The sequence below is a fragment of the Sphingomonas sp. genome (assembly GCF_041661885.1).
GTDB lineage: Bacteria > Pseudomonadota > Alphaproteobacteria > Sphingomonadales > Sphingomonadaceae > Sphingomonas.
The window spans coordinates 53790-77985 of sequence record NZ_JBAZTL010000001.1 but is presented as its reverse complement, the minus strand read 5'-3'; the positions used below and the strand labels follow the sequence as shown (position 1 = coordinate 77985).

The 24196-nt window shown below is 63.4% G+C and carries 22 protein-coding genes and 1 tRNA gene; 18 read left to right on the top strand and 5 right to left on the bottom strand.

From position 1 onward, the window contains the following. Positions 1–171 precede the first annotated feature (171 nt). From WC704_RS00410 to WC704_RS00380, 7 genes are all read left to right on the top strand, one after another. Positions 172–477: a helix-turn-helix transcriptional regulator gene (locus WC704_RS00410; RefSeq protein WP_372888028.1), complete on the top strand. Its 306-nt coding sequence runs from the start codon at positions 172–174 to the stop codon at positions 475–477. Between the two features lie 213 nt (positions 478–690). Further along, a complete protein-coding gene (locus WC704_RS00405; RefSeq protein ID WP_372888027.1) occupies positions 691–2205 on the top strand; it encodes a DUF3987 domain-containing protein in 1515 nt (504 codons plus the stop codon). 330 nt (positions 2206–2535) lie between these two features. Then, entirely contained in the window at positions 2536–3243 is a 708-nt protein-coding gene (locus WC704_RS00400) for a hypothetical protein (protein WP_372888026.1), read from the top strand. Positions 3244–3496: 253 nt separating this feature from the next. Continuing rightward, complete coding sequence (locus WC704_RS00395; RefSeq protein ID WP_372888025.1) at positions 3497–4249, top strand: hypothetical protein; 753 nt, start codon at positions 3497–3499, stop codon at positions 4247–4249. Between the two features lie 186 nt (positions 4250–4435). Next, positions 4436–4777: a hypothetical protein gene (locus tag WC704_RS00390; RefSeq protein WP_372888024.1), complete on the top strand. Its 342-nt coding sequence runs from the start codon at positions 4436–4438 to the stop codon at positions 4775–4777. An 82-nt stretch (positions 4778–4859) separates the two neighbouring features. Then, complete coding sequence (locus WC704_RS00385; protein WP_372888023.1) at positions 4860–5279, top strand: hypothetical protein; 420 nt, start codon at positions 4860–4862, stop codon at positions 5277–5279. Then, on the top strand, positions 5272–5424 hold the full coding sequence (locus tag WC704_RS00380) for a hypothetical protein (RefSeq protein WP_372888022.1): 153 nt from the start codon (positions 5272–5274) through the stop codon (positions 5422–5424). The genes WC704_RS00385 and WC704_RS00380 overlap by 8 nt, the downstream gene beginning before the upstream one ends. 1312 nt (positions 5425–6736) lie before the next feature. Here the strand turns inward: WC704_RS00380 and WC704_RS00375 are convergent. Together WC704_RS00375 and WC704_RS00370 are read right to left on the bottom strand one after the other, a co-directional pair. Beyond that, positions 6737–6813 (bottom strand) — tRNA-Pro (locus WC704_RS00375). Positions 6814–6985: 172 nt separating this feature from the next. After that, positions 6986–7297: a putative quinol monooxygenase gene (locus tag WC704_RS00370; RefSeq protein ID WP_372888021.1), complete on the bottom strand. Its 312-nt coding sequence runs from the start codon at positions 7295–7297 to the stop codon at positions 6986–6988. Positions 7298–7432: 135 nt separating this feature from the next. On the opposite strand from WC704_RS00370, the gene yajC reads away from it, so the two are divergent. From yajC to WC704_RS00345, 5 genes are read left to right on the top strand one after another with little or no spacing between them, the layout of a single operon-like run. Continuing rightward, on the top strand, positions 7433–7777 hold the full coding sequence (gene yajC / locus WC704_RS00365) for a preprotein translocase subunit YajC (RefSeq protein ID WP_372888020.1): 345 nt from the start codon (positions 7433–7435) through the stop codon (positions 7775–7777). A 4-nt stretch (positions 7778–7781) separates the two neighbouring features. Next, complete coding sequence (gene secD / locus WC704_RS00360) at positions 7782–9371, top strand: protein translocase subunit SecD (protein ID WP_372888019.1); 1590 nt, start codon at positions 7782–7784, stop codon at positions 9369–9371. Between the two features lie 12 nt (positions 9372–9383). Next, the gene (gene secF, locus WC704_RS00355; RefSeq protein ID WP_372888018.1) at positions 9384–10337 is read left to right on the top strand and encodes a protein translocase subunit SecF; all 954 of its coding nucleotides are present in this window, start codon (positions 9384–9386) and stop codon (positions 10335–10337) included. Continuing rightward, the gene (locus tag WC704_RS00350; RefSeq protein ID WP_372888017.1) at positions 10337–10717 is read left to right on the top strand and encodes an Mth938-like domain-containing protein; all 381 of its coding nucleotides are present in this window, start codon (positions 10337–10339) and stop codon (positions 10715–10717) included. The genes secF and WC704_RS00350 overlap by 1 nt, the downstream gene beginning before the upstream one ends. Before the next feature lie 54 nt (positions 10718–10771). Then, positions 10772–11959 carry a DUF3089 domain-containing protein gene (locus WC704_RS00345; protein ID WP_372888016.1) on the top strand — a complete coding sequence of 396 codons (1188 nt, stop codon included), beginning with the start codon at positions 10772–10774 and terminating at the stop codon, positions 11957–11959. Here the strand turns inward: WC704_RS00345 and WC704_RS00340 are convergent. Further along, on the bottom strand, positions 11945–13117 hold the full coding sequence (locus WC704_RS00340; RefSeq protein ID WP_372888015.1) for a glycosyltransferase: 1173 nt from the start codon (positions 13115–13117) through the stop codon (positions 11945–11947). The two genes, WC704_RS00345 and WC704_RS00340, sit on opposite strands and share 15 nt — an antisense overlap. Positions 13118–13180: 63 nt before the next feature. Then, on the bottom strand, positions 13181–14005 hold the full coding sequence (locus tag WC704_RS00335) for a class I mannose-6-phosphate isomerase (RefSeq protein ID WP_372888014.1): 825 nt from the start codon (positions 14003–14005) through the stop codon (positions 13181–13183). 151 nt (positions 14006–14156) lie between these two features. Between WC704_RS00335 and WC704_RS00330 the strand changes: the two genes are divergently transcribed. Together WC704_RS00330 and recN are read left to right on the top strand one after the other, a co-directional pair. Beyond that, positions 14157–15110 carry an outer membrane protein assembly factor BamD gene (locus tag WC704_RS00330; protein WP_372888013.1) on the top strand — a complete coding sequence of 318 codons (954 nt, stop codon included), beginning with the start codon at positions 14157–14159 and terminating at the stop codon, positions 15108–15110. Positions 15111–15174: 64 nt separating this feature from the next. Further along, a complete protein-coding gene (gene recN, locus WC704_RS00325; RefSeq protein ID WP_372888012.1) occupies positions 15175–16839 on the top strand; it encodes a DNA repair protein RecN in 1665 nt (554 codons plus the stop codon). 301 nt (positions 16840–17140) lie between these two features. On the opposite strand, the gene WC704_RS00320 is transcribed toward recN, so the two are convergent. Then, positions 17141–17470, bottom strand: coding sequence for a hypothetical protein (locus WC704_RS00320; protein ID WP_372888011.1), 330 nt, complete (start codon positions 17468–17470; stop codon positions 17141–17143). A 370-nt stretch (positions 17471–17840) separates the two neighbouring features. Between WC704_RS00320 and WC704_RS00315 the strand changes: the two genes are divergently transcribed. The 4 genes from WC704_RS00315 to WC704_RS00300 all read left to right on the top strand — a co-directional run bounded on the left by WC704_RS00315 (position 17841) and on the right by WC704_RS00300 (position 24132). Continuing rightward, positions 17841–18047 carry a cold-shock protein gene (locus WC704_RS00315; RefSeq protein WP_010164742.1) on the top strand — a complete coding sequence of 69 codons (207 nt, stop codon included), beginning with the start codon at positions 17841–17843 and terminating at the stop codon, positions 18045–18047. 50 nt (positions 18048–18097) lie between these two features. After that, a complete protein-coding gene (locus WC704_RS00310) occupies positions 18098–18325 on the top strand; it encodes a hypothetical protein (protein WP_372888010.1) in 228 nt (75 codons plus the stop codon). A 165-nt stretch (positions 18326–18490) separates the two neighbouring features. Then, entirely contained in the window at positions 18491–20626 is a 2136-nt protein-coding gene (gene ligA / locus WC704_RS00305; RefSeq protein ID WP_372888009.1) for an NAD-dependent DNA ligase LigA, read from the top strand. A 176-nt stretch (positions 20627–20802) separates the two neighbouring features. Continuing rightward, positions 20803–24132, top strand: coding sequence for a carboxypeptidase regulatory-like domain-containing protein (locus WC704_RS00300; RefSeq protein ID WP_372888008.1), 3330 nt, complete (start codon positions 20803–20805; stop codon positions 24130–24132). Positions 24133–24196 lie beyond the last annotated feature (64 nt).

Genomic DNA, 24196 nt, shown 5'->3' with positions numbered 1-24196 from the left:
AAGGGGCTTGCACGACTTACTGCGAGCCGTTTAGGGTAACTGCCGTTGCCTACGGGTGACCGCGGCCTAGCACGCGCCCACGAGGGAAGACCTAGGACCGAAGCCGGATATACGGGAGGGTGGAAGTGCCCTCTTAGTCCCCCGGCCAGTCTGCCAGAAGGGGTTCTTCTGGTGCTGCTGACCACAGCTCATCTCATTCGAGTTGAAGGTCACGCCATGAATCCCGATCACATGAGCTTCGAGCAGCTTTGCGAGCTGTTCAACTACGCGCCAAAGGGGCGTCCCCTCGATCCCAAAGAAGCTGCCGAACTGCTCGGCCTCTCCGTCGATACGTTGGAGGGCTACCGCACGCGCGGCGTGCCGCTTCGTCACTTCGCGCCGCCCGGTTCGCGCATCATCCGGTATGCCGAGCGCGACGTGCTGGGATGGCTGGCGGTCGGTGCCCGCTACAGCACCAGCGAGCAGGTCGCCGCCTGACCCATTCCCTCACGAATGGAGGCAGGGCGCGACCCCTGCCTCCGAAAGGTATCAACGTGAACACCGCTACATTAACCGATCTCGCGGAGAGGTCGCAAACATCGACATGCCCCGAAGTTTTTGGGCAAAACTATGCACCGCGTAAAAATTCGCCGAGTGCGGATGGACGCGCGCGTAAATTGACTACCGCCCCGACCGGCAGGGAGGCGCGTAATGGTTGATAAGTCCGTCGATGGTGTGTCCTTCAGCGCAGCCTTCCTAAACGGCGGGGAAGCTGAGCGACTGCGAATTGCTGCTGAGATTGAAGCAGAGCACAAGGCGAAGCTGGCTCAAGCGGCAGCGCGGACACCGAATGGCGGCGCGTATGTCGCTGATGGTCCCGCGCTGCCAGTGCAAGGTGCGCTGCCCATGCCGCCGGGCTTCGTCGGGGACATGGCGCGCTTCATATATCAGAGCGCGCTGCTCCCGGTCCCCGAGGTCGCCATCACCGCCGCCCTTGGGTTCATGGCGGGCATCTGCGGCAAGGTGTGGGTGATCCCTAAGAGCGGGTTGAACCTGTATATCGTCCTCGTGGCCCGCTCCGGTGTCGGGAAGGAGGCGCTGCATGATGGCATCGCGGACCTAATTAACGCCGCCCTGCCGCTCTGCCCGGTGGCAGGTAACTTCGTGGACTTCACAGAGTATGCGTCCGGGCCAGCTTTGTTAAAGGCGTGCGCGCACAACCAATGCTTCGTGAATGTGAGCGGCGAAATCGGGCGAAGGTTCCTTGCCATGGCAGCGAACAAAGACCCGAGTATGCAGACCCTCCGAACACAGATGACGAACCTCTATAGCAAGTCCGCACCGCACAGCATCACGGGAGGCATCACCTACAGCAGCCAAGAGAACAACGTCGAGTCGATGAAGGGTTTGGCGTTCAGCATCGTTGGCGAGACGACACCGGGGACGTTTTACGAATCCCTGACGCCCGCCATGATGGAAGATGGCTTCATGTCGCGGTTCTGCGTCATCGAATACCAAGGGGACCGACCTGAGAAGAACGGCGCTCCAATCTTGAACCCGCCAGAGAACCTAGTCCGTGCGCTTGCCGCACTCATGACCCATTCCGATTTGGCGCTCGCGGCGGGCAACAATCAGATGGTGGCATTCAGCGCGGATGCGGCGGAACTGCTCGAACAGTTTGACCTGCGGTGCGCTGCCGGGGTCCGGGCGACCGACGACGAAGCCAAACGGCAGGTCTGGAACCGCGCCCATTTGAAAGCGCTCCGGGTCGCCGCGTTGCTGGCTGTCGGTGATGCCCATCTCAATCCCATCGTGACCGCCGAGCAGGCGCAGTGGGCTATCGGTCTTGTCGAATACGGCAACGGCACGTTCTTGGGTCGCATTGAGTCCGGCGAGGTGGGCGTGGGCACTGACAGCGGGCGCGAGCAGAAGGTGATTGACGTTTGCGTCGAGTTCACGGGACTGGCTGATAACCACAAAAAGCTGGGCGAGTATAAGCATGGCAAGGCGATGCGGGATGCGGGTATAGTTCCGCGCCGATACATCCAGCAGCGGACCCAGCGGTTCTCAATGTTCGAGAATCACCCCCTCAGGCACACCGGGTCAATGATGGGCGCGATCAAGTCAGCCATTGCGAACGGCAAGCTGATGGAAGTGAAGAAGGACAAGATGGCAGAGAACTATAACTACCACGGGGAGGGTTACAGGCTGATCGACCCCGGTTGAGCAACTAGGCGAAGGCTACAGCCAGCGGCTACGTTAGCCTGCGTAGCCCGGCCACCGGCTCGACCTCAGGCTAACTGTAGCCCGCGTTAGCCTTCCCGAGGCTAACGCAAAAAACCGGCAAAACCCTAGGGATTCTATATGAAATATGTGTGTGTTAGCGTGTTAGTTACACTGTCCCCGATCTCACGAAATCTCGCTGAAAGAGGGTGCATATACTCTCTCTCCCGAGGCTAACGGCTTACAGGCTACAGCCGGTCATGTCGTGTAGCTTGTGTATGGTGTGGTCAAACGCGAACGATTTCTTAAACCCTACACATCATACACGACGATATGGCAGGAAAATGGCTCTATTCCGTGGATTCCGAAGGACTGAGGGTCATTCCTGAGTTTATGGAAAAGCTGCAAAATGGTAATGCGGCGGCGCTGCGCGCGCTGCGAAAGCAAAACCTCTCCATTCTTTACCGCGCCAACTTTACTCGCGCACCCCGCCGGGCCGACGCGCATGGGTTCTTCTGGTCCGACATACCCGCCACCGCGCTCATACCGCTCGTGCGCGGGGCTCGGTCCCGCCTTCGCCCATGGTTGCCCGACTACCTCTTAGCGTCCCATGAGGCGACGACCGCGCGGCGACGCAAGGCTGTTGCCCGATACGTGGGATGGCTTCGCAGGTCGCTGGCGCCAGATGAGGGGCTGTATGTCAGATTCGAAAAGGGAGGGAGGAAAGTGACCGCCACCAAGATGAAACCGAACCCGAAGTTTGAACTGGTCGTGGTCAATAGGTTCGACAAGGCGGCGTTGCTGAAACTGCTCGATGAGTTGGATAGCGCGGAGAACGTCGCGCAGTGGCTCAAGGATCGCACAGTGCGACGGGGTGCCACCGCTCATAAACTGCTCCATACCGACTACAGCGCATGGTGCGAACAGCGCGGCGAAGCGGCTGCCGGGACGAAGAAATTCGCCCAAGCCCTGATCGCCGCTGGTGTGGTGCGGCTGACACGTAGCAATGCCGCGCAACCCTACCAGCTTGAACTACGGTAGAGCCGGGTAGCCGCCGCGCTGGGGCGCGAAAGCACCCCGCTCGCCACTGGGGTGCCGGCAACCCCGTGCCACCGCTACAGCGCCAGGCACAGCGGCCCGCAAATTGCCGACCCGCACATATGCTATGTCACGGCCTGCCGCGCCTGAACTGACCTAAGCGATTGTTATAACTTATTTTTCGCTTGCGTGACCTTCACCGGCCTCCCTAGCCTGTAGCCAATATCCAGCCGCATCCAGCTTGGGAGTTCGATAAATGGCCGATGACACAGACATCCGTATTTCGCCCACTTTGCATCCCGGTATCGCCGGTGAGATTGCCGATTATGACGACGAGACGCGCCCGCTACTTGGGCAGACCGAAACGGCGGTCGATGCTGCATTCAAGGCGTTGCAGTCCATCCACAATGCCAAGGAGGGCGCGAAGCTCAACGTCACTCTGAACGACTTCGAACAGCTCGTCGCCGTAGACGATCATGCCACCAAGGTGATGAACAAGGTCTATGGCTCGTGGTCACGCGCGGTCGATACGCTGAACAACAATATCGCGGCGATGGAGAAAGACCTTTACGCGCCGGTCGAGCAGCGCGCCACCGCCTCCATGGCGTCGGAAATTCGACGGCACTTTGCTAGCCTCGAACAGGGACCGCGCATGAACGCGCTGCGGAAGGCGATTGAGGCGGGTGACGCGACGACCGCGACCGCTGTGCTGGGCGCGCCCGCATACCTGTCCGGTCTCGATCCCGACCTGCACGCCGAATATCTGCGCGACTGGCACAACGCCCAGCGACCCGTCGAAGCGAAGAAGCTCCGCGCCATGCGCGCCGCTGCCGACATGCTCAACAACCGCTATCAGCTTCTCACGAAGGCAGTCGAGAAGGCGGTCGGCGTTCATGAGGAATATCATGAGGACCGGCAGGGTCGCCGCACCCTCGCTCGGACGTGGACGGCCGGGGAGATACGCAATCGCGTAAAAGCGTCAAATGAACGCTTCGCCGTGCCGGTCTGACGCTTGTTCTAATCAAATCGAGATAGTTCGATGAGCACTGACATCACACCCCCTTGGGGGACGGACTGGAAGCCTGCGCCTCCGCCCGTTCCATCGGAACCGCGCGGTCCCGGCAATCCCTCATGGGTAGCTGGTGGACCATCGCCCAACCCCTCTGGCAGACCCCCTGGCATTCCAGATCGGCGCTTGCTGGCCACACAGCAGATGCTCGACGAGATGCGCAACATCGTGGCGGTGCTGATCGGCAAGGCGCTGGAAGGGGATTCCAACTCGGCTGCGATCCTGATGGCGAAGTGTCTGCCCAGCATTAAGGCTCAGGCGGAGAAGGTGAACTTCGAGTTCGATGCGACCGCGCCGATCAGCGATCAGGTGGCCGCTGTCCTCGACGGGGTAGCGCGCGGGCAACTGGCTCCCGATGTGGCGCGGCTCATCATCGACAGCATCAAGTCGCTGGCGGACGTTCGGGCGACCGAGGAACTGGCCGCTCGGATCGAGGCTCTTGAGGAGGCTTCCGATGCCCGGCGCTAATTTGGAATTATTTGCACTTCGGTTGCGAAAGTCGGCGATGCGACCGGCCTTCGTCCAGATTGACACATAGGGGCACCGGCTCATGACGACGATAACCACACAGCGGAACAAGGTCGTAACGGACCAGCCAGAACCGGATGACGTGATGGTCTATATCGGCTGGACAGGTCCGACCGATCAACCGGGCGTGCGCCGCGCTATCTCAACCCGCTATCTTCCCATCGCCTCCTATCAGGAGTGCTTGGACTGGGCGGTAGGCATCGCGGACCAGATGACGCATCCGCTCTATGTCGTGCCGCTCAACCATAACGACATTCTCCGCACCGACCGCTGGACGCCGTTTGCCGACATGCTCGCCACCCTGAACGATCAGGAGCGCGGGGCGCTGCGCCGGGATGTGGTCAACAGCATGTGCGAGATCATGCGCGACTGCGACGATTGGCACGTCCGCGCCGAAGCCCACGACATTCTCACTCAACTGAAGGTGATCCACCATGACTGACAAGACTGAAGAACTGAAAGCTGACATCTCCCTTGAGGAGCGCCAGCGCATCGACCGCGAGAAGCAAAACGAGATCCGCGAAGGCATTCGCAACCGGCACTTGAACTTGCCCACCGAGGCATGTGCTGTGGATCGCCGGTCCTGACCACATGAGCCTCCGCGCCCTCCAACGTCGCGTTAAGCGGATTGAGGAGGGCCGGAAGCCGCGACCGTCGCTCATCGTGATATGGTTCGGTTCGTGGGATGCCTTTGTCGATAGTGCGTATGCGGCGGTGAGCACGGGCACGCTGGACGCGGAATTCCTAGACGTGGTGGATGCCCTTCGCTCTTGGGAGGGGCTGTATGATCGCTGACGGTGAGCCAGCGTGGCTACTAGCGTGGCGGCACGAGCAGAGTCAGCCGCGCCCCGCACCAGCGCCACCCGCACCTCGCCCCAAGTCGGACGGTCCCCATGTGCCGCTCCGTATGCGCGGGCAGGCTGCGGCCATTGGCATCGTTGAGCCGGACCCGTGGCCCTTCGATGGGTGCGTGCGCCGCGAGCCTGTGCTGGACGCGGAATCGCGGCGTGTGGTCAGGAAGGTAGGCTGGCACCGCTGTCTCAAGTGCCGCCGCCCATTTTTCTCAGAGGACGTGATCCGCTTACGCCTATGCAGCGGCGCGCAAGGCTGCCGGGGAGACGAGGACAGATTCAGATAGAGGTTGCGGGAGGTTCTTGCTTAACTCCCGCGATGAGGGTCAAGGCCACCGACCCCTCGCCTTCACAACATCGGGGCCAGCAGCGGGGAACGGACACTCCTTTTCGTCCTGACGCTGTGCACCGCCTCGCGCCTTCGGGTGCGGGGCGTTGCTGCGAAGAGCCGCTCTATGTAGATTGGCGCTATGTGGGCAACAATCATCACGGCGCTAGTCGCACTCGTAGGTTCAGCGGGCGCTATTCTGCTGACCAAATGGCAGGAACGAGAAGCCACATGGCGCGCAAAGAAGCTGGCATACTATGAAGAGTTCTTCGGCGCGGCGAGCGGAATTGTCGGAAACGCACCCGTGCCTGCGAAGATTAGATTCGCCACTGCCGTCAACAACCTGCATCTGATTGGGTCAGCAGACGTGATCCGTGCGCTGCACGCTTTCACGGACGAAATTGCCGAATCCAATTCGCCGGGCATGACTAAGGAGAGGCATGACCAGTTATGGTCTCGTTTAGTCTGGGAGATACGCGCTGACCTAGGCGATCCGCCCGGAGAGCAGTCCACCTTTACAGCCCGGCTTTGGGCGTCGGGGGCAGGGACCAATTCATTGTCGCCACCCTGAACTGGCGAAGGAGGTGGAATGCCAGCCCGACAAAGGGTTGGCCCGCCGCCGGTCTAAGCGGCGCCGCTAGAAATACGCTAGAGTGCGGCGCGCAAAAGCAAACGGGCAGCTTTCGCTGCCCGCTAACCGCTTGAAAATACAAGGTAATTTGGTCGGGACGAGAGGATTCGAACCTCCGACCCCCACACCCCCAGTGTGATGCGCTACCAGGCTGCGCTACGCCCCGACCGAGGGAGGCGCGTCTAGGCTGGCGCGCGCCGCGATGCAAGCCACTTCCGCGTTACCACCGCTTATTGCGTCATCGGAACCTTGGGCAGCGGGCGTTCGCGGCACCATAGCGGCGTGGCGATGCCTCGCCTGCCATCAGCAGCATCCGGTTGGGGGGTGAGTCGCAGCCGTTATTCGCCGCGTAAGGTCCGCCAGAATGTGCCGTCCCATGCCTTCACGCTGAAATCGACAATCGCGAAGTCGCCAAGCGCGCGGCCGAACGCCTTTTGGTGCGGCGCCTCGCCATGCGCGGCCAGCGCCTCGACCGAGGCCCAGCGCTCCGAAATGTGCAGCAAGTCGGGGTCGGCGACATCGACCGCGAAGGCGTAAAGCTCGCACCCCGCTTCGGCGCGGACCTTTTCGACATGCGCGGCGAGCAGCGCGGTCATCTTTGCCAGATCGCCCGGTGCCGTCTTGATATGGCCCATTACGATGATCGTCATCTGTCTGTCTCCAACCGGCATGTTGCGCGAACGCACATGAGATGATAGCGCCCGCCGCTTGTAACGAGGTCGCAAGATCTCGCCATCCCCGCGTGCCGCGATGCGCAGGCGGGTCCAGCTTTACCAAGGTAGCCCATGTTCGCCACCCCCGCCTTCGCCCAGACCGCCGGTGCCGCTGCGCAGCCCGATGGAATTCTTCCGATGATCGTCAGCTTCGCGCCGTTGCTGCTCGTCTTCGTCGTGTTCTACTTCCTCATCCTGCGCCCGCAGCAAGCCCGCGCCAAGGCGCAGGCCGCCGCGATCAACGCCGTGAAGAAGGGTGATTCGGTCATCACGGCGGGTGGCGTGGTCGGCAAGGTGACCAAGGTCGAGGACAAGCTGGTCGAGGTCGAAATCGCCCCGACGCTCAAGATCAAGGTCGTCAAGACGACGCTGGCCGAAGTGACCCCGCTCGGCGCCGCCAAGCCCGCGAACGACTGATCCGATGCAGGATTTCCCGCGCTGGAAGGTCGCTTCGATCCTGGGGTTCCTCGCCTGCCTGATGGCGCTGGCGATCCCCAGTTTCCTGCCCGATTCGGTGACCGATCGCTGGGGGCGTTTCCCGCACCCCAAGGTCAATCTCGGGCTCGATCTGGCGGGGGGCAGCTATTTGCTGCTCGAAGCCGACACCAAGGAGCTGGTCAAGAACCGGGTCGAGGCCAAGCGCGAGGAAATCCTCAACGACATGAACAGCGCGACGCCGCCGATCCAGATCGGCGATATCGCGACCGATGGCGGAAAACTGAGCTTCCTGCTGCGCGACGTCCGCCAGCTTGAGGCGGCGCGCGAATTGCTTAGCAGACATATCGGCGGTGCTGGCTTGACCGGGCAGCGCGACTGGGATCTCAGCGTCGTCGACGGACAGCGGATTGTGCTGACGCCGACCCCGGCGGGCATCACCCAGGCGGTCAACGATGCGATGTCCACCGCCACCGACGTGGTGCGCACGCGTATCGACAAGCTCGGCACCAAGGAGCCGACGATCGTCCGCCAGGGCACCGACCGCATCGTCGTGCAAGTGCCGGGGTTGAAGGACCCCAAGGCGCTGAAGGAACTGCTCGGCAAGACCGCCAAGCTCGAATTCAAGATGGTCGATGACACGCCCTATGTGCCGGGCGGCATCGTCCCCGCGGGCAGCCAGGCGCTGCCCTATCCCGAAGGCGGGCCGCAGGCGAAGATCCTGGTCAAGCGCCAGGCGATCCTGACCGGTGACCAGTTGTTGACCGCAAGCCAGGGCTTCAAACCGGATTCGACCGAAGCGATCGTCAATTTCGGCTTCAATGCCGAGGGCGGGCGCAAGTTCGCGCGCATCACGCAGGAAAATACCGGCAAGGCCTTTGCCGTGATCGTCGATGGCCAGGTGATTTCCGCGCCGCGCATCAACACGCCGATTCTGGGTGGTTCGGGCTATATTGAGGGCCGTTTCACCGTCGAATCCGCCAACAACCTCGCCATCGCGCTCAGCTCGGGCAAATTGCCGATCACGCTGAAGCCGATCGAGGAACATAGCGTCGGCTCGGACCTTGGCACCGATTCGATCCATGCCGGCATTCTCGCCTCGAGCATCGCGGTGGCGCTGGTCGTGCTGTTCATGATCGTCACTTACGGTCGCTTCGGTTTTTATGCCGATTATGCCGTGGTCATCAACGTCGTGGTCATCATGGGCGTGCTCGCTTTGCTCAACGGCACGCTGACGCTGCCGGGGATTGCCGGTTTTGTGCTGACGATCGGCACTGCGGTCGACGCGAACGTGCTCATCAACGAGCGTATCCGCGAGGAACGCCGCCGTGGCCGCAGCGTGATCCAGTCGGTCGAACTCGGCTATAAGGAAGCGAGCCGCACGATCTTCGAGGCGAACGCAACCCATGCGATTTCGGGACTTATCATGCTGTTGCTCGGCTCGGGCCCGGTCAAGGGCTTCGCGGTCGTGCTGCTGATCGGCATCATCACCTCGGTGTTCACCGCCGTCACCTTCACGCGGATGCTGGTCGTGTTGTGGATTCGCAAGAATCGCCCGACCGAAATCAATATTTGATCGGCCAGATATATGCGCCTGCTGAAACTCGTTCCCGATAACACCAACCTGCCGTTCGTCTCGCTGCGCAAATGGGCGTTCGGGCTGACGCTGCTGCTGTCGATCGCAGCCGTTGGGATCGTCTTTGCGCGCGGCCTCAATCTCGGGGTCGATTTCGTCGGTGGTCTGTTGATCGAGGAAAAGTTCGATGCGCCGCCTTCGCTTGACCGGCTGCGCAGCACGGTCGACCGGCTGAACCTTGGCGAAGTGCGTCTGCAAAGCGTCGGCACCGACGGCAAGACCATCTCGATCAAGCTGCCGCCCCCGCACAGCACCGATGAGGGCGCCGCCAACCGCGTTGTCGCGCAGGTACAGGCGGCGGTGACCAAGCAGTTTCCCGACGCCAAATTCTCCAAACAGGATGTCGTCGGCGGCAAGGTTTCGGGCGAGCTGATCGGCAAGGGCATCCTCGCGGTCGTGCTCGCGGTGATCGGCATTGGCCTGTTCGCGATCCTGCGTTTCGAATGGCAGTTCGGCGTATCGACCGTGGTCGCCATCGTCCACGACGTGCTGATGACGCTCGGCTTCTTCGCGCTGACCTGGTTCGAATTCGACCTCAATATCGTCGCCGCCGTGCTGACGATCATCGGCTATTCGATCAACGACAAGATCGTGATCGACGACCGTATCCGCGAAAATATGCGCCGCTATCGCAAGATGGATATGTCGGCGATCGTCGATCTGTCGGTCAACGAAACGCTGCCGCGCACCGTCATGACCTCGGTCACGATTCTGCTGGCGCTGTTCGCGCTGCTCATCTTTGGCGGGCATGTGCTGCGTGGCTTCACCGCCGCGATGATCCTCGGCATCTTCGTCGGCACGTATTCGTCGATCTACGTGTCGTCGTCACTGCTGATCTCGCTCGGTCTGCGCCCCGATCCCAAGATCGACGACGCCCCTGTCGCCGGAACGCCCAAGGTCGGCTAATGCGAATCGAACGCGAACGTGGAGTCGGACCGATCATCACCGGCTTTTCGCAAGGCGGGTTCAAGGTCGAGGCGGAGGCGTTTCGCGGTGTCTATCGCGCGTTGCTGATCTGGCCCGAGGGCTCGGCCGAATGGACCCCGCCTTCGTTGGACGCGCTGGCCATCGATGCGGTCGCGCCCTTGCTGACGATCGATCCCCGGCCCGAATTTCTGCTGCTCGGCACCGGTGCGACGATGCAGCGTCCGTCGCCCGGCTTTGTCCGCGCGCTGGAGGCGCAGGGGATCGGCGTGGAAGCGATGGACAGCCGCGCCGCCGCGCGCGCCTGGGCGGCGCTGCGCGGCGAGGGTCGCTGGGTGGTGGGCGCGCTCTATCCGCTTTGACGGGCGCACAGGCGGCGTTATCCTCACCCGCAAAACACTTGGGGAGAGACGCCGATGACCAAGAAACTGTATCTGGCGGCTGCACTAGCCGCCATCCCTGCTCTTGCCAGCGCGCAAGCCGCCCCCGGCATCCCGCTCGCACCTGCTGCTGCGCCCGATTATGGCAAGCCCGAAAGCTGGCTGTGCCGCCCCGGCAAGGTCGATCCGTGCGACGCCAACCAGGACGCGACGATCATCAAGGCCGATGGATCACGCAGCACCGAGAAATTTTCGGCGGCCAGCGATCCGAAATTCGATTGTTTCTACGTTTACCCGACCGTCTCCAACGATCCCACGCCCAATAGCGATATGGTCGCGGGGCCCGAGGAAAACACCGTCGCCGCCTTCCAGGCCGGACGCTTCGCCAGATATTGCCGGGTGTTTGCACCGCTCTATCGCCAGGTGACGCTGGCCGCGTTGCGCGCGAAGCTGCTGGGCAAGCCCGACACTGCCGACCGCGACATGGCCTATCGCGACGTAAAGGCGGCGTGGGACGAATATCTCGCTTACGACAATCACGGACGCGGGGTCGTGCTGATCGGCCATAGCCAGGGCGCGGGTATCCTGAAGAGCTTGGTCGCCAAGGCGATCGAGGGCACGCCGGCGCAACAGCAGATCATCTCGGTCTTGATTCCCGGCACCAATGTTGCGGTCCCCGACGGCAAGGATGTCGGCGGCGATCTGCAATCGACCCCGCTTTGCCACGCCGCCAAGGACGTCGGCTGCGTCGTCAGCTATGTCACCTTCCGCGCCGATGCGCCGCCGCCCGCCAACAGCCATTTCGGGATTGTCAGCGAGCCTGGCATGGTCGCGGCCTGCGTTGATCCGGCTGGGCTAACCGGCGGTGCCACGACCGATGCCTATCTCGGCGCGATGGGGGCTGGCTCGAGCAGTTTGCCGATGGGGCCGTGGACGACCGACGGCGCGCCCGTCACCACCCCCTTCGTCAAGGTGCCGGGCCTGCTCAGCACCGCCTGCGCCAGCACCGGCAAGGCCCAATATCTCGCGCTGACGATCCACGCTCAGCCGACCGACAAGCGTACCGGCACCATCGTCGGCGACATCGTCTATGGTGGGCTGACGCTTCGCGACTGGGGCCTGCACCTGATCGACATGCCGGTGGTGATGGGGAATCTGGTCGAGCTCAGCAATGTGCAGGCCAAGGCCTGGCTGGCGAAGCAACCGGCCTCACCGGCGGGTTGATACCAACCCGCTGAGATGATCGTAGAGCGCGGCGGTATTGGCCGCCCAGGTAAAACGCGCCGCGCCACGGCGCACCTGCTGCGCACTCGGCGGATCGGCCAGCACAGCGCCGATTGCTTCTGCAAAGGCGGGAGCCGTCCGGTTCACGATGCGACCAACGGCACGCTCGGTCACCACCTCCGCCGCCCCGCCAGCGCCGGTAATGACAATCGGCGTGCCGCACGCCAGCGCCTCGACCCAGGCATTAGCAAGGCCCTCCGAAGCCGACGCGAGCGCCATCACATCCGCCGCGCCGAGCAAGGCGGGAAGGTCACCATGCGGGACACTGCCCAACAGCCGCACGCGATCCGCCAGGCCTAACGCCGCAATCTGCGCGGTCAGTGCGCCGCGCGCGGGCCCCTCGCCCGCGATCAGCAGCGTCGCGCCGGGCAAGGACGCCATCGTCGACACGACAAGGTCGTGCCCCTTACGCGGGATCAGCGCGCCAAGCGAGACGATCAGCGGCCCCGCGACACCGTAAGCCGCCTTGGCCGTGACGCGGTCGCGCGGCCCGAAACGATCGAGATCAACGCCGGTATGGTGCACCCGAATCCGCGACTCCGCGAGGCCAAGCGCCGCCATATCGGCGCGCATCGCTTGCGATACCGCGAGCAGCCCATCCGCCGCCTGCCCCGCCGCGATCACCTGCGCTGCCGTCGCGGGCGCCCCCCCCCAATGATGGATGTCGGCACCGCGCGCCTTGATCGACACGGGCACCCCGAAATGCCGCCCCAGCGCAACCGCTGCCGGGCCATCGGGGAAAAAGAACTCCGCGTCGATTACATCGAAGCGAAACTCGCAGCGCAGCGCGGTGAGCAGCGGTATCAACCGTCGCACCAGCGCGCCCGCATGGAACCGCCCGGCTGTCCCCGGCCATGTGCGAAAGCGCGGGCGAAGCGTGTCGAGCCCCTTCCACACCTCGCGCTCCGGCAACGCCGCCAGCGGCGCATAATGCCCGTGTCGCGACAAGGGCCACGGCGGCACCCCCAAGGGCGCGACGACACGCAAATCAACGTTCGGATGCGCCGCCAACCCCAGCGTCTGCCGCTCGACAAACACCCCGAAATTGGGCCGCGACGCATCGGGAAACAGCGTCGAAAGGGTCAGCACGCGCAGCATTGGAGCGATGTAGCGCGAAAGGCTTACCGTTTCCCTCCCTCAACCTTTGGGTGGGGGAGCGGTTTAGATGCGGTTGGCGCCCGGATAGGCCAGCAACAGGTCGCTGCCGACATCCGCCGCAATCTCGCAGCGACCGGCCAGCGTCAGGCATTCGCCCGCTTGCCAGGCGACCCCATCAACGACACCCGCGCCCGCAACCGGCACCAGCCACGCGGTCACCCCGTCGGGCAATGCGATCACGCGGTGGCCACCGGTAAAACGTTCGACCACGAATTTCGGCCCCTCGGCCAGCACGTGATGATCGCCACCATCGGCATCGGGCGTGGGCAATGGCACGAACGGCACCGGGTTGGACACCGCCACGCCCGCATCGAGATGCAGTTCGCGGTTGCTGCCATAATCGTACAGGCGATAGGTCAAATCGACATTCTGCTGCACCTCGATCACCGTAATGCCGGCGCCAATCGCGTGGATCGTGCCTGCTGGCGAATAATAAAATTCGCCCGCCTTGACCGGTTTCCAGTCGAGCAGATGCTCGATCGAACCATCGAGCGACGCCGCGCGCAATGCCGCGTGCGTCATCGGCTCCAGCGTGCCGAGTGCGATCGTCGAATCGGGTTCCGCCGCCAGGATCAGCCACGCCTCGTCCTTGCCGCGCGGATAGCCCGCCGCTTGCGCCGCCGCATCGTCGGGGTGAACCTGCACCGACAATTTTTCGCTGGTGAACAGATATTTGATGAGGAGATCGGGCTCTCCGGCGTGGGGTGTCTGGAACCATACCTCTCCGATTTTTTCGCCGCCCGGCGCAGGGTTGGCGAAACCGGGCCATAGCTGCGCGCGCCCCCAGGGCTTTTCGACGCGTTTGGTGGCGAGCAGGGTGGCGGTCACGGGGCGGATACTCCAATGGAATCTGAAGGCGGCAACGCCCCGATAGCGCGAAGCGATCCCCAAGAAAAACGCTCCCTTGCAAAGCCACGCCGGAAGGCCCCCGTCGAAAAGGATTGTTCGCGCATCCGGGGTTAGGCTAAGGCTACCGCCGATGCGTACCCCCCTTACCCGCTCGCCCCTTTTCCGCAGCCTCGCGGTCGGCCTGATCGCCGCGACCGTGCTCACCTCCACAGGGTGCGCGCGCAACCGGACCAAGGGCGATATTCCCTATGTCGCGCGCGACGTCGGCACGCTGTACACAGCGGCGAAGAAGCGGCTCGACAATAAGGAATATAAGCTGGCGGCGGCGCTGTTCGACGAAGTCGAGCGGCAGCACCCCTATTCGGTATGGGCCCGCCGTGCGCAGTTGATGAGCGCGTTCAGCTATTATCTGGCGCGCGATTATACCGCCTCGATCCAGTCGGCGCAGCGCTTCATCTCGGTCCATCCGGGCAACCGCGATGCGGCTTATGCCTATTATCTCGTCTCGCTCGGCTATTACGAACAAATCAGCGACGTGACGCGCGACCAGAAGATTACACAGCAGGCGCTCGATTCGCTGGGTGAATTGACGCGCCGCTACCCCAATACGCGCTATGCCGCCGATGCGCGCCTGAAGATCGATCTCGTGCGCGACCATCTGGCCGGCAAGGAAATGGAAATCGGTCGCTTCTACGAAACGCGCGGCCAATGGCTCGCCGCGACGATGCGCTTCCGCAAGGTGGTCGATGACTATCAGACGACCACGCACGCACCCGAAGCGCTGATGCGGCTGACCGAGACCTATCTCGCGCTTGGCGTTCCCGACGAAGCACGCAAGGCCGCCGCCGTGCTGGGGGCCAACTATCCCGGCACGCAATGGTATAGCCGCGCTTACAAATTGTCGGAGGGGCACCCGCCCGTCGCCGTTGCGTCGATCGCGCCGGGCCAGTTGATCGTGCCACCGGTCGATAAAACACCGATCGACACCCCGCGCAAACACCGCGAGCCGAAGCGCGACTCCGGCGCTTTGCCGACCACGGGCGGATCGTCGACCAACCCGGGCAATCCGAATCCGGGTAGCTGATCGCGCGCGACAAAAAGAACGATACCGGAACATTGATTGTTCGGGTAAAGCGGGCGGCAGACCCATGCTGATCTCTCTCGCCATCCGTGACGTCGTGCTGATCGAAGCGCTGGACCTGCATTTCGGGCAGGGCCTGGGCGTGCTGACCGGCGAAACCGGGGCGGGCAAATCGATCCTGCTCGATGCACTCGGCCTGGCGCTCGGCGCGCGCGGCGAGGCCGGGCTGGTGCGACAGGGTGCCACGCAAGCCGTGGTGACCGCGACCTTCGACACGCCCCACGCCACCGGCCCGATCGCGGTTTTGCTCGGCGAAAACGGCTTCGATGTCGATCCGGGCGAGCCGCTGATGATCCGCCGCATCGTCAAGGGCGATGGCGGCAGCCGCGCCTTCGTCAACGATCAGCCCGCATCGGCCGGTCTGCTCCGCGAACTGGCGACCTATCTCGTCGAAATCCACGGCCAGCATGATGATCGCGGGCTGCTCAACGCGCGCGGGCACCGCGCCCTGCTCGATGCGTTCGGGCGGATCGACGCGAGCGCCACCGCCACCGCCTATAAGACCTGGCGCGATGCCGAGGCCGCGCTGACGGCGGCGCGCGCCACGATCGACACCGCCGCGCGCGACCGCGAGTGGCTGGAACATGCCGTCGCCGAATTGCGCGCGCTTGCCCCGGAACCGGGCGAGGAAGAGACGCTGGCCGAGCGCCGCCGGACGATGCAGCGTTCGGAAAAGATCGCTGCCGATCTTGCCGCGATCGACACCTGGCTGGAGGGATCGGATGGTGGCCTGGCCCAATTGCGCCAGGCAGCGCGCGTACTCGAACGAATCGCCGGCGACCATGCCGCGCTGGCCGAAGCGCTGGCGGCGGTCGATCGCGCGGTGATCGAGGGTGCGGTGGCCGAGGATAAGCTGCGCGAAGCGAAGGCCGATTTGTGGTTCGATCCGGCCACGCTGGAGGAGGATGAAGCAAGGCTGTTCGAGCTGCGCGCGATGGCGCGCAAGCACCGCGTCCAGCCCGATGCATTGGCCGAATTGGCGGACGAGCTGACCGCCAAGCTCGACGCGCTCGACGCCGGTGAAGAGGGCATCGTCGCACTGGAGGCAAAGCTTACTGCCGCGCGCGCCGCTTATGACAAGGCTGCCACCGCGCTGAGTGAGGCGCGCACCGCCGCCGCGCTGCGGCTCGATGCTGCGGTCAAGGGCGAACTGGTTCCGCTGAAACTCGATGCCGCGCGCTTCCGCACGGTCGTCGCGCCCGCGCCCGGCGAACAATGGTCGGCGGCGGGCAAGGACCGCGTCGAATTCGAGATTTCGACCAACCCCGGCGCGCCGTTCGCGCCGCTGGTCAAGATCGCCTCGGGCGGCGAATTGTCGCGCTTCATCCTCGCGTTGAAGGTCGCGCTGGCCGAACAAGGCGGGGCCGCGACGATGATCTTCGATGAAATCGACCGCGGCGTCGGCGGTGCCGTGGCGAGCGCGATCGGGGAACGGCTGGCGCGGCTGGCGCAAGCGACGCAATTGCTGGTGGTTACGCACAGCCCACAAGTCGCGGCACGTGGTGGGCATCATCTGCTGATCGCCAAGAGCCATGACGGCACCGTTACCCGCACGGGCGTAACGACGCTCGACGACACCGCCCGGCGCGAGGAAATCGCGCGGATGCTGTCGGGCGCGACGATCACCCCCGAAGCACGGGCGCAAGCTGATCGGTTGCTGGAGACGGCGTAAAGCCATTCGCATCGACAACCCGCAAACCCAGCGCCAACCCCGTCACCCCGGGTTTATCCCGGGGTCCACAGTGCCGCCTCACCTCGGCCCGCAGAAAGTGCATCCCGGCGGCCCCGGGACAGGCCCGGGGTGACGGAACGATGGCCGGTCGCCCCGCCTCTCTCCTTCCCCCTACTTCTTCCCCGGCGAAGGCCGGGGCCCAGCAGCGAAGGTGTTTGCAAGCGAAAGCAACGCACGCCTTCGGGCCGCTCCCAACTGGGCCCCGGCCTTCACCGGGGAAGAAGTAGGGGGAAACCCACCCTCAAAACGGCAGCGTCACCGTAAACAGAATCCGCTGGGCGACCTTGCCATCGATGGTTCCACCCGGCTCGGTATGGAGATTGCCGCGCGCACCCTTGCCCAGATCAATCCCAATGCCCGGCCCACCGACTTCCGCATATTTCTCCGGCAGCGGGCGCGCGCGAAATTTCTCATTCGCGTCGCGTTTGCCGCACACGACGATGTCGTTCCCGTCCTCCGCCCTCACGCATGAAGCTGTGTGCCAGGTGGCAGGCAAATCGATGCTTGCCCCACGCTGCGGCGCGGCCTCGGGCGGATCAGCCTGCGCGAGAACCAGCATCGTCAGGATCATGGCCAGCTTCTCCACAGCGATAGCCCGGACAGGCTAATCCGCTTCTTAAAACGACACAATCACCCCGCCGACGCAAACCCTGCGACATTCTCGCCACAACCTGCTATGCCTTTTCTATCGCGCGAGTCCGCTCTCAAGCATCGCGCGGCTGAGAGACGTCCCGCGCTCCCGCTTGCCTGGCATCGGATGCGCACTCTTGGCTCGCCTTTCCCGCTTTCTCGCACAGCCCGTCCGCTGCGGACGTTCCGCGCACGGCTGATGCGCCCGCGATCGGATGCGCCGGCCGGGGCCGGACGTCGCATCCGTCTTTGATCTCGGCCCCACCCGGCACCGACGCTGCGGCGCGGCACCGGCACGTAAGGAATTAGGTATGGCTATCGGCACCGTTAAGTTCTTCAACGCCGACAAGGGTTATGGTTTCATCGCGCCTGAGGGCGGCGGTGGCGATGCCTTTGTCCATATCAGCGCGGTGGAAGCCGCCGGCATGGCCACGCTCGACCGCGACCAGCGCGTTTCGTATGAGCTGGAAGAAGACCGTCGCGGCAAGGTTTCGGCGGTAAAGCTCGCCCAGGCCTGAGCGACAGCGGGGTGTCGCCAAGCGGCGGCACCCTGCATCATCGCCCCCATTTGCGGAGACACCCAACGAACACCACCGCCCTCTTCTATCGCGACCGCGCCCGCCAGGCCGAGTCCGATGCCGCGTCGGCCACGCTCGACAATGTCCGCAGCCGCTGGCTGCGCGCCGCCAAGGCGTGGGACGAAATGGCCAGCCGCGCCGAAAAAACCGCCGAGCGCCGTTCGGTCAACGAGGAAGCCAAGCACCTCGCCGAAATGGATGCCAGCGAAGACGATTAGCGGGCTCTTCTTGGCCGTTCGCCCTGAGCTTGCCGAAGGGCTTGCGCGCCACCTTCCGGAAGCCTGCGCGACCGGGTGCTTCGACAGGCTCAGCACGAACGGTTCCGCGTGGTGCCACCCAATCGCGCTTGATCCGGGTTGGCGCAGTCCGCTACCCCGCCTGCCATGACCGCGCCCCTCCCCACGACCGATGACGCCGCCGCAACCGAGCTGGCCCGGCTGGCCGAGCTGATCGCGCACCACAACCGCCTGTATCACACCGAAGACGCGCCCGAGATTTCCGACGCGGACTATGATGCGCTGGTGCGGCGCAATATCGCGATCGAGGCGACATACCCACATCTCGTGCGCAGCGATTCGCCGAGCGTGCAGGTTGGTGCCGCACCCGCTGCCCATCTCGCCAAGGTCGCCCATGCGCGACCGATGACCAGCCTCGACAATGCCTTTACCGACGAGGATGTCGCCGATTTCGTTGGGCGCGTCCGTCGCTTCCTCGCGCTCGGTGACGCTGTGCCGGTCGAACTGACCGCCGAACCCAAGATTGACGGCCTGTCCTGTTCGCTGCGCTATGAGAAGGGGCAGCTCGTCCAGGCGCTCACGCGCGGCGACGGACAGGTTGGCGAGGATGTCACCGCCAATGTCCGCCACATTGCCGATATCCCGCAGAGCCTCCCCGCCGACGCGCCCGCGATCTTCGAGGTGCGCGGCGAAGTCTATATGGCCAAGGCCGATTTCGCCGCCCTCAACGCACGCCTGCTCACCGAAGCCGAAGGAACGGGCAAGGAGGCGCGCCAATTCGCCAACCCGCGCAATGCCGCCGCCGGATCGCTGCGCCAGAAGGATGCCGCGATCACCGCGACGCGGCCCTTGCGCTTCTTTGCCTGGGGTTGGGGCGAGGCGAGCGCGCTGCCCGGCGAGACCCAGAGCGGGGTGATCGCGGCGATCAAGGGCTGGAGCTTCCCGGTCGCGCAAGGCTTCACCCACGCCGCGACCACGGGGGATGCGCTCGCCGTGTATCGCGCGATCGAACACCGCCGTGCCGACCTGCCCTTCGATATCGACGGCGTCGTTTACAAGCTCGACCGGCTCGACTGGCAGGAGCGACTCGGCACCGTCGGGCGCACCCCGCGCTGGGCGATCGCGCACAAATTCCCCGCCGAACGCGCCGAGACGACTTTGCTCGCGATCGACATCCAGGTTGGCCGCACGGGCGCGCTCACCCCGGTCGCGCGGCTGGAACCCGTCACCGTGGGCGGCGTCGTCGTCGCCAACGCGACGCTGCACAATGCCGACGAGATTGAGCGGCTCGGCGCGCGCATCGGCGACCGCGTCGTGCTGCAACGCGCAGGCGACGTCATCCCGCAAATCGTCGAGGTGCTGACGCGCGCCGAGGAGCGCGCGCCCTTTATCTTCCCGACCGTCTGCCCCGAATGCGGCTCGCTCGCCGAGCGTGGCGAGGGCGAAGTCGTGGTGCGCTGCACCGGCGGGCTGATCTGCCCGGCGCAACGCGTCGAGCGGTTGATTCATTTCGTCTCACGCCACGCTTATGACATTAGCGGCCTCGGGCTGGTGCGCATTGAGGAGTTTTTCCGCGACGGGCTGATCGCCTCCCCCGCCGATATCTTCCGTTTGCACACACACCGTGACGCGCTCGTCACCCGCGATCGCATGTCCGAACTGGTCGTCGACAAACTGCTCGCGGCGATCGACCTGCGTCGCAAGATCGGGCTCGACCGCTTCCTGTTCGCGCTTGGCATCCGCCATGTCGGCGAAATCACCGCGCGCGACCTGGCGCGTCGCTATGTCAGCATGGCGGCGTTTTCGGAGATGATCGAACGCGTGCTGGCGGTGCGCGCCGAAATGGTGCCGGCATTGGGCGAAACCGACGCGAAATTCGTCGTGCGCCGCGGCAAGGCACTCGCCGCCGCGATCGAGACGGCGGGAATCGGTCCTGAAGTCGCCGACGCGCTGATCGAATTTTTCGCCGAACCGCACAATCGGGAGGTGGTGGCGGCACTGCTGCGCGAGGTTGAGCCGCTCGATGTTGTCCACAAAACGTGCGAATCACCCGTCACCGGCAAGACGATCGTGTTCACCGGCACCCTGGAAACGATGAGCCGCGACGAAGCCAAGGCCCAGGCGGAGACGCTTGGCGCGCGCGTGTCAGGTTCGGTTTCCGCCAAAACCGATCTGGTCGTGGCGGGCCCGGGCGCTGGCTCCAAGCTGAAAAAGGCCGCCGAATTGGGGATTTCCGTCATCGACGAAGCGGGCTGGGCGGAGATTGTCGCCGCTTCGCAATAGGGGGGCATGACCCGGAATTTGGTCGGTGATGCCATTTTGCAACGCATCATAACGGAATGCGTCCGATACCTTGCGGAATCGTGATTGTCATATAACCGAAATATCCAAGTCGCATGGGGGCGCCAGGCGACGAAACAGTCGCATTCTCCGCGACCAGGGCACCAGGGGCAAAAATCATGCGTAATAGTCTTTTTTTCGGCGTGGCAACGGCCGCGCTAATGATTCCGGCTGCGGCGAGCGCACAGGAAACGACCGCAGTCATTCGTGGTTCGGTCACCGCGAACGGCGCGCCGGTTAACAACGCAACGATCACCGTTACGGACACGTCGTCGGGGACGGTATCGCGTGCATCGACCGATTCGTCGGGCCGCTTCTCGGCTTCTGGTCTGCGCGCCGGCGGCCCTTACACCATTGAGGTTGCCAGCACTGCGGGTAACACGCAGATCACCGGCATTTTCACCGTCATCGGCTCGCCTTACGATCTGCCGATCGAACTCGGCGCCAAGACGGACAGCAGCCAGGACATCGTTGTGACGGCCAGCTCGATCAAGCGCGCAGGCATCACCTCGGACGGTCCCCAGACGGTTCTGAACGCGCGCGCGGTCAGCAAGGTCGCTTCGGTCAATCGCGACATTCGCGACATCGAGCGCCGCAGCCCCTTCGCAACCTTCGACCGTAGCAGCGGCGGCGGCAGCGCGGTGTCGTTCGCCGGCGTCAACCCCCGCTTCAACCGCTTCACCATCAACGGTGCGCAGGTTGGCGACACTTTCGGTCTCAACCCCGATGCCAGCCCGACCAAGCGCGGGCCCGTTCCGTTCGACGCAATCGGCCAGGTGTCGGTGTCGATCGCACCGTTCGACATTCGCCAGAGCAACTTTCAGGGCGGCGTCATCGACACCACGCTGCTCTCGGGCACCAATTCTTACCATCTGAACGGCTTTTATTCGCAGAGCACCGACGGCCTGCAGGGCAACCAAATCGGCGCGCTGCCGGTCGCTTTGCCGAAGTATAAGAGCGAAACCTATGGCGTCACCGCCTCGGGTCCGATCATCAAGGACAAGCTGTTCGTGGTGGTTTCGTACGAAAAGAACACCGACCCCCGCCCGCTCACGCCCGGCGCGGTAAACCAGGTCCCGGGCCTGACCGACGCGCAGGTCGCCGCGGTTCAGTCGATTGCCAAGAACGTCTATAATTATGACGCTGGCGGCATCCTCGCGGTCACCAACAATCTTGACGAGAAAATCGTCGGCAAGATCGACTGGAACATCACCGAAGGTCAGCGTTTCTCGCTGAGCTACATCAACGCTTTCGACGCGCAGGACAATCCGCAGAACAGCAGCACGTCGACGACGTCGCCAGCAATCGGGCTGGCATCGAACGCCTACAAGCTGACCGAAACGCTCCGTACCGGCATCGCACAGTTGAACTCCGACTGGAGCGACCGAGTTTCGACCGAAGCGCGCTTCGTGTACAGAGCCTATAAGCGCGGTCAGGATCCGGAATTGGGCCGTGGCTTCGCGCAATTCCGCATTTGTACTGCGCCGACCAGCGTTTTGACGCCGGTTGCAGGTAACGGCGACAATGCAACGTCGTGCGGTAACGGCAATCCAGTGATTGCTCTCGGGCCGGATATCAGCCGCCAGACGAACGCGTTGTTCACCGATACCTATGACGGTTCGTTCCTCGTCCGCTTCAAGGCTGGCCAGCACGACTTCAAGGCACTGTTCGAATATGCCGAGAACCGTACCACCAACGCCTTCCTGCAATATAGCGCTGGTGCCTATTATTTCGACTCGCTGGCGGATTTCCAAAATCGTAACGCAAGCTCGTTCGACTATCAGAACGCGCTGACGCTGAACCCGAACGATACGACGTCCAACTTCAAATACGGCGTCTATACCTTCGGCCTTCAGGACGATTGGAACATCACCCCGGAACTGCGGGTTACCTATGGCGCGCGCTACGACCTTTATGGTTCACGTGACCAGGTCATCAACAACCCGAACTTCTTCAACCGTTATGGCTTCTCGAACACCCAGAGCTTCAAGGGGCTTGAGGCGTTTCAGCCGCGCTTGAGCTTCAGCTACAAGCCAACGCCTTCGCTCAGCCTGCGCGGCGGCGTCGGGATCTTCAGCGGCGGTACGCCGGACATTTACTTCTCCAACTCCTACAGCAACAGCGGCTTCATCCAGAACCGTATTTCGACCGTCAACCGGGTAGCCGTTGCGGCGGGAAGCACGGCGACGGCGACCTGTACGAGCCCTTATACGGGTGCGAACGCTGCGCTTTGTGCGGCGGCCCTCAATGGCGTAACCGGTACGTCGATCCCGGGTTCAATCAATACGTTCCTCTCGACCAACACCGCTTCGCTGCTCACCGCGCCTACGGCATCGGTGGCGCCGAACTTCCGGTTGCCGTCGCAAACCCGCGCGACACTCTCGGCTGACTACCGCTTGTTCGGGGTTGACCTGGGTGCCGACTACGTGTTCTCAAAGGTCAATCAGGCGGTAACCTTCACCGATCTGCGCGCGCTTGTCGTCGGCACGTTGCCGGACGGTCGTCCGCGCTACACCTTCCGGCCAACGCCGGGCGCGGGTGTCCAAGCTGCCGACACCAATAACGATATTCAAATCGGTAACACCTCGCTCGGGCGCAGCCATATCTTCACGCTGCGTGCCAACAAGGACTTCGATTGGGGTTTGTCGGTCGGCGGCAGCTACACCTGGCAGGACGTGAAGGACGTCAGCAACGCGACGTCGTCAGTTGCTTCGTCGCTCTATGCGGCTCAAGCGTCGGTAGATCCGAACAATGCCAGCTACGGCATCAGCAGCAACGAAACGAAGTGGCAGTTCAAATATAACGTTGGCTTCGACCATGCCTTCTTTGGCGATTACCGTACCGTTGTGCAGTTCTTCGGCGAGACCCGTGCAGGGCAGCATTACAGCTTCTCGGCGCAGGACACCTCCTCGGGCCGCTCGGCGGTGTTTGGTACGACCGGTAACAACGATCGTTACTTGCTGTACGTGCCCACCGGCTTGAACGACCCGTTGGTCTCCTACGCCGCCAATGACACCACCACTGCGGCGGCGCTCAACAATCTCATCAACAACACCGCACTTCGGAACTTCCGCGGCAGAATCGCACCAAAGAACATCGCGCGGGCCCGTGCCAACACCCGTATCGATCTTCATCTTGAACAGGAAATTCCGACCTTCGTGTTCCATTCGCGGATTTCGCTGTTCGCGGACATCGAAAATCTGCCCAACCTGCTGAACAAGAATTGGGGTGGCCAATATTATACCGGCTTCCCTTACACCTCGGCAGTGGTGCAGGTGACCTGCCTCAACGCGGCTGGCGTTGCGCTTACCGGTGTTGTCGGATCGGCAACCAACCCGTCCAACGGCTGCGCCCGGTATCAGTATAGCAGCTTCCGGTCGCCGACCGAAGCAGTGAGCGTGAATCAGTCGCTGTACCTGATCCGCGTCGGCGCTCGCTTCAAATTCTGAGGCGTACGCAATTCGATAAAAAATTGGCCGCCGTCCCTTGGGACGGCGGCCTTTTTTGTCCTCA

Excerpts from the sequence above, each read along its gene's own strand:
- WC704_RS00385 (WP_372888023.1), top strand. The coding sequence starts at position 4,860 with ATGACGACGATAACCACACAGCGGAACAAGGTCGTAACGGACCAGCCA.
- yajC (WP_372888020.1), top strand. The coding sequence starts at position 7,433 with ATGTTCGCCACCCCCGCCTTCGCCCAGACCGCCGGTGCCGCTGCGCAG.
- secD (WP_372888019.1), top strand. The coding sequence starts at position 7,782 with ATGCAGGATTTCCCGCGCTGGAAGGTCGCTTCGATCCTGGGGTTCCTC.
- WC704_RS00405 (WP_372888027.1), top strand. The coding sequence starts at position 691 with ATGGTTGATAAGTCCGTCGATGGTGTGTCCTTCAGCGCAGCCTTCCTA.
- WC704_RS00380 (WP_372888022.1), top strand. The coding sequence starts at position 5,272 with ATGACTGACAAGACTGAAGAACTGAAAGCTGACATCTCCCTTGAGGAG.
- ligA (WP_372888009.1), top strand. The coding sequence starts at position 18,491 with ATGACCGCGCCCCTCCCCACGACCGATGACGCCGCCGCAACCGAGCTG.
- secF (WP_372888018.1), top strand. The coding sequence starts at position 9,384 with ATGCGCCTGCTGAAACTCGTTCCCGATAACACCAACCTGCCGTTCGTC.
- recN (WP_372888012.1), top strand. The coding sequence starts at position 15,175 with ATGCTGATCTCTCTCGCCATCCGTGACGTCGTGCTGATCGAAGCGCTG.
- WC704_RS00345 (WP_372888016.1), top strand. The coding sequence starts at position 10,772 with ATGACCAAGAAACTGTATCTGGCGGCTGCACTAGCCGCCATCCCTGCT.
- WC704_RS00320 (WP_372888011.1), bottom strand. The coding sequence starts at position 17,470 with ATGATCCTGACGATGCTGGTTCTCGCGCAGGCTGATCCGCCCGAGGCC.
- WC704_RS00315 (WP_010164742.1), top strand. The coding sequence starts at position 17,841 with ATGGCTATCGGCACCGTTAAGTTCTTCAACGCCGACAAGGGTTATGGT.
- WC704_RS00395 (WP_372888025.1), top strand. The coding sequence starts at position 3,497 with ATGGCCGATGACACAGACATCCGTATTTCGCCCACTTTGCATCCCGGT.
- WC704_RS00350 (WP_372888017.1), top strand. The coding sequence starts at position 10,337 with ATGCGAATCGAACGCGAACGTGGAGTCGGACCGATCATCACCGGCTTT.
- WC704_RS00400 (WP_372888026.1), top strand. The coding sequence starts at position 2,536 with ATGGCAGGAAAATGGCTCTATTCCGTGGATTCCGAAGGACTGAGGGTC.
- WC704_RS00370 (WP_372888021.1), bottom strand. The coding sequence starts at position 7,297 with ATGACGATCATCGTAATGGGCCATATCAAGACGGCACCGGGCGATCTG.
- WC704_RS00330 (WP_372888013.1), top strand. The coding sequence starts at position 14,157 with ATGCGTACCCCCCTTACCCGCTCGCCCCTTTTCCGCAGCCTCGCGGTC.
- WC704_RS00300 (WP_372888008.1), top strand. The coding sequence starts at position 20,803 with ATGCGTAATAGTCTTTTTTTCGGCGTGGCAACGGCCGCGCTAATGATT.
- WC704_RS00340 (WP_372888015.1), bottom strand. The coding sequence starts at position 13,117 with ATGCTGCGCGTGCTGACCCTTTCGACGCTGTTTCCCGATGCGTCGCGG.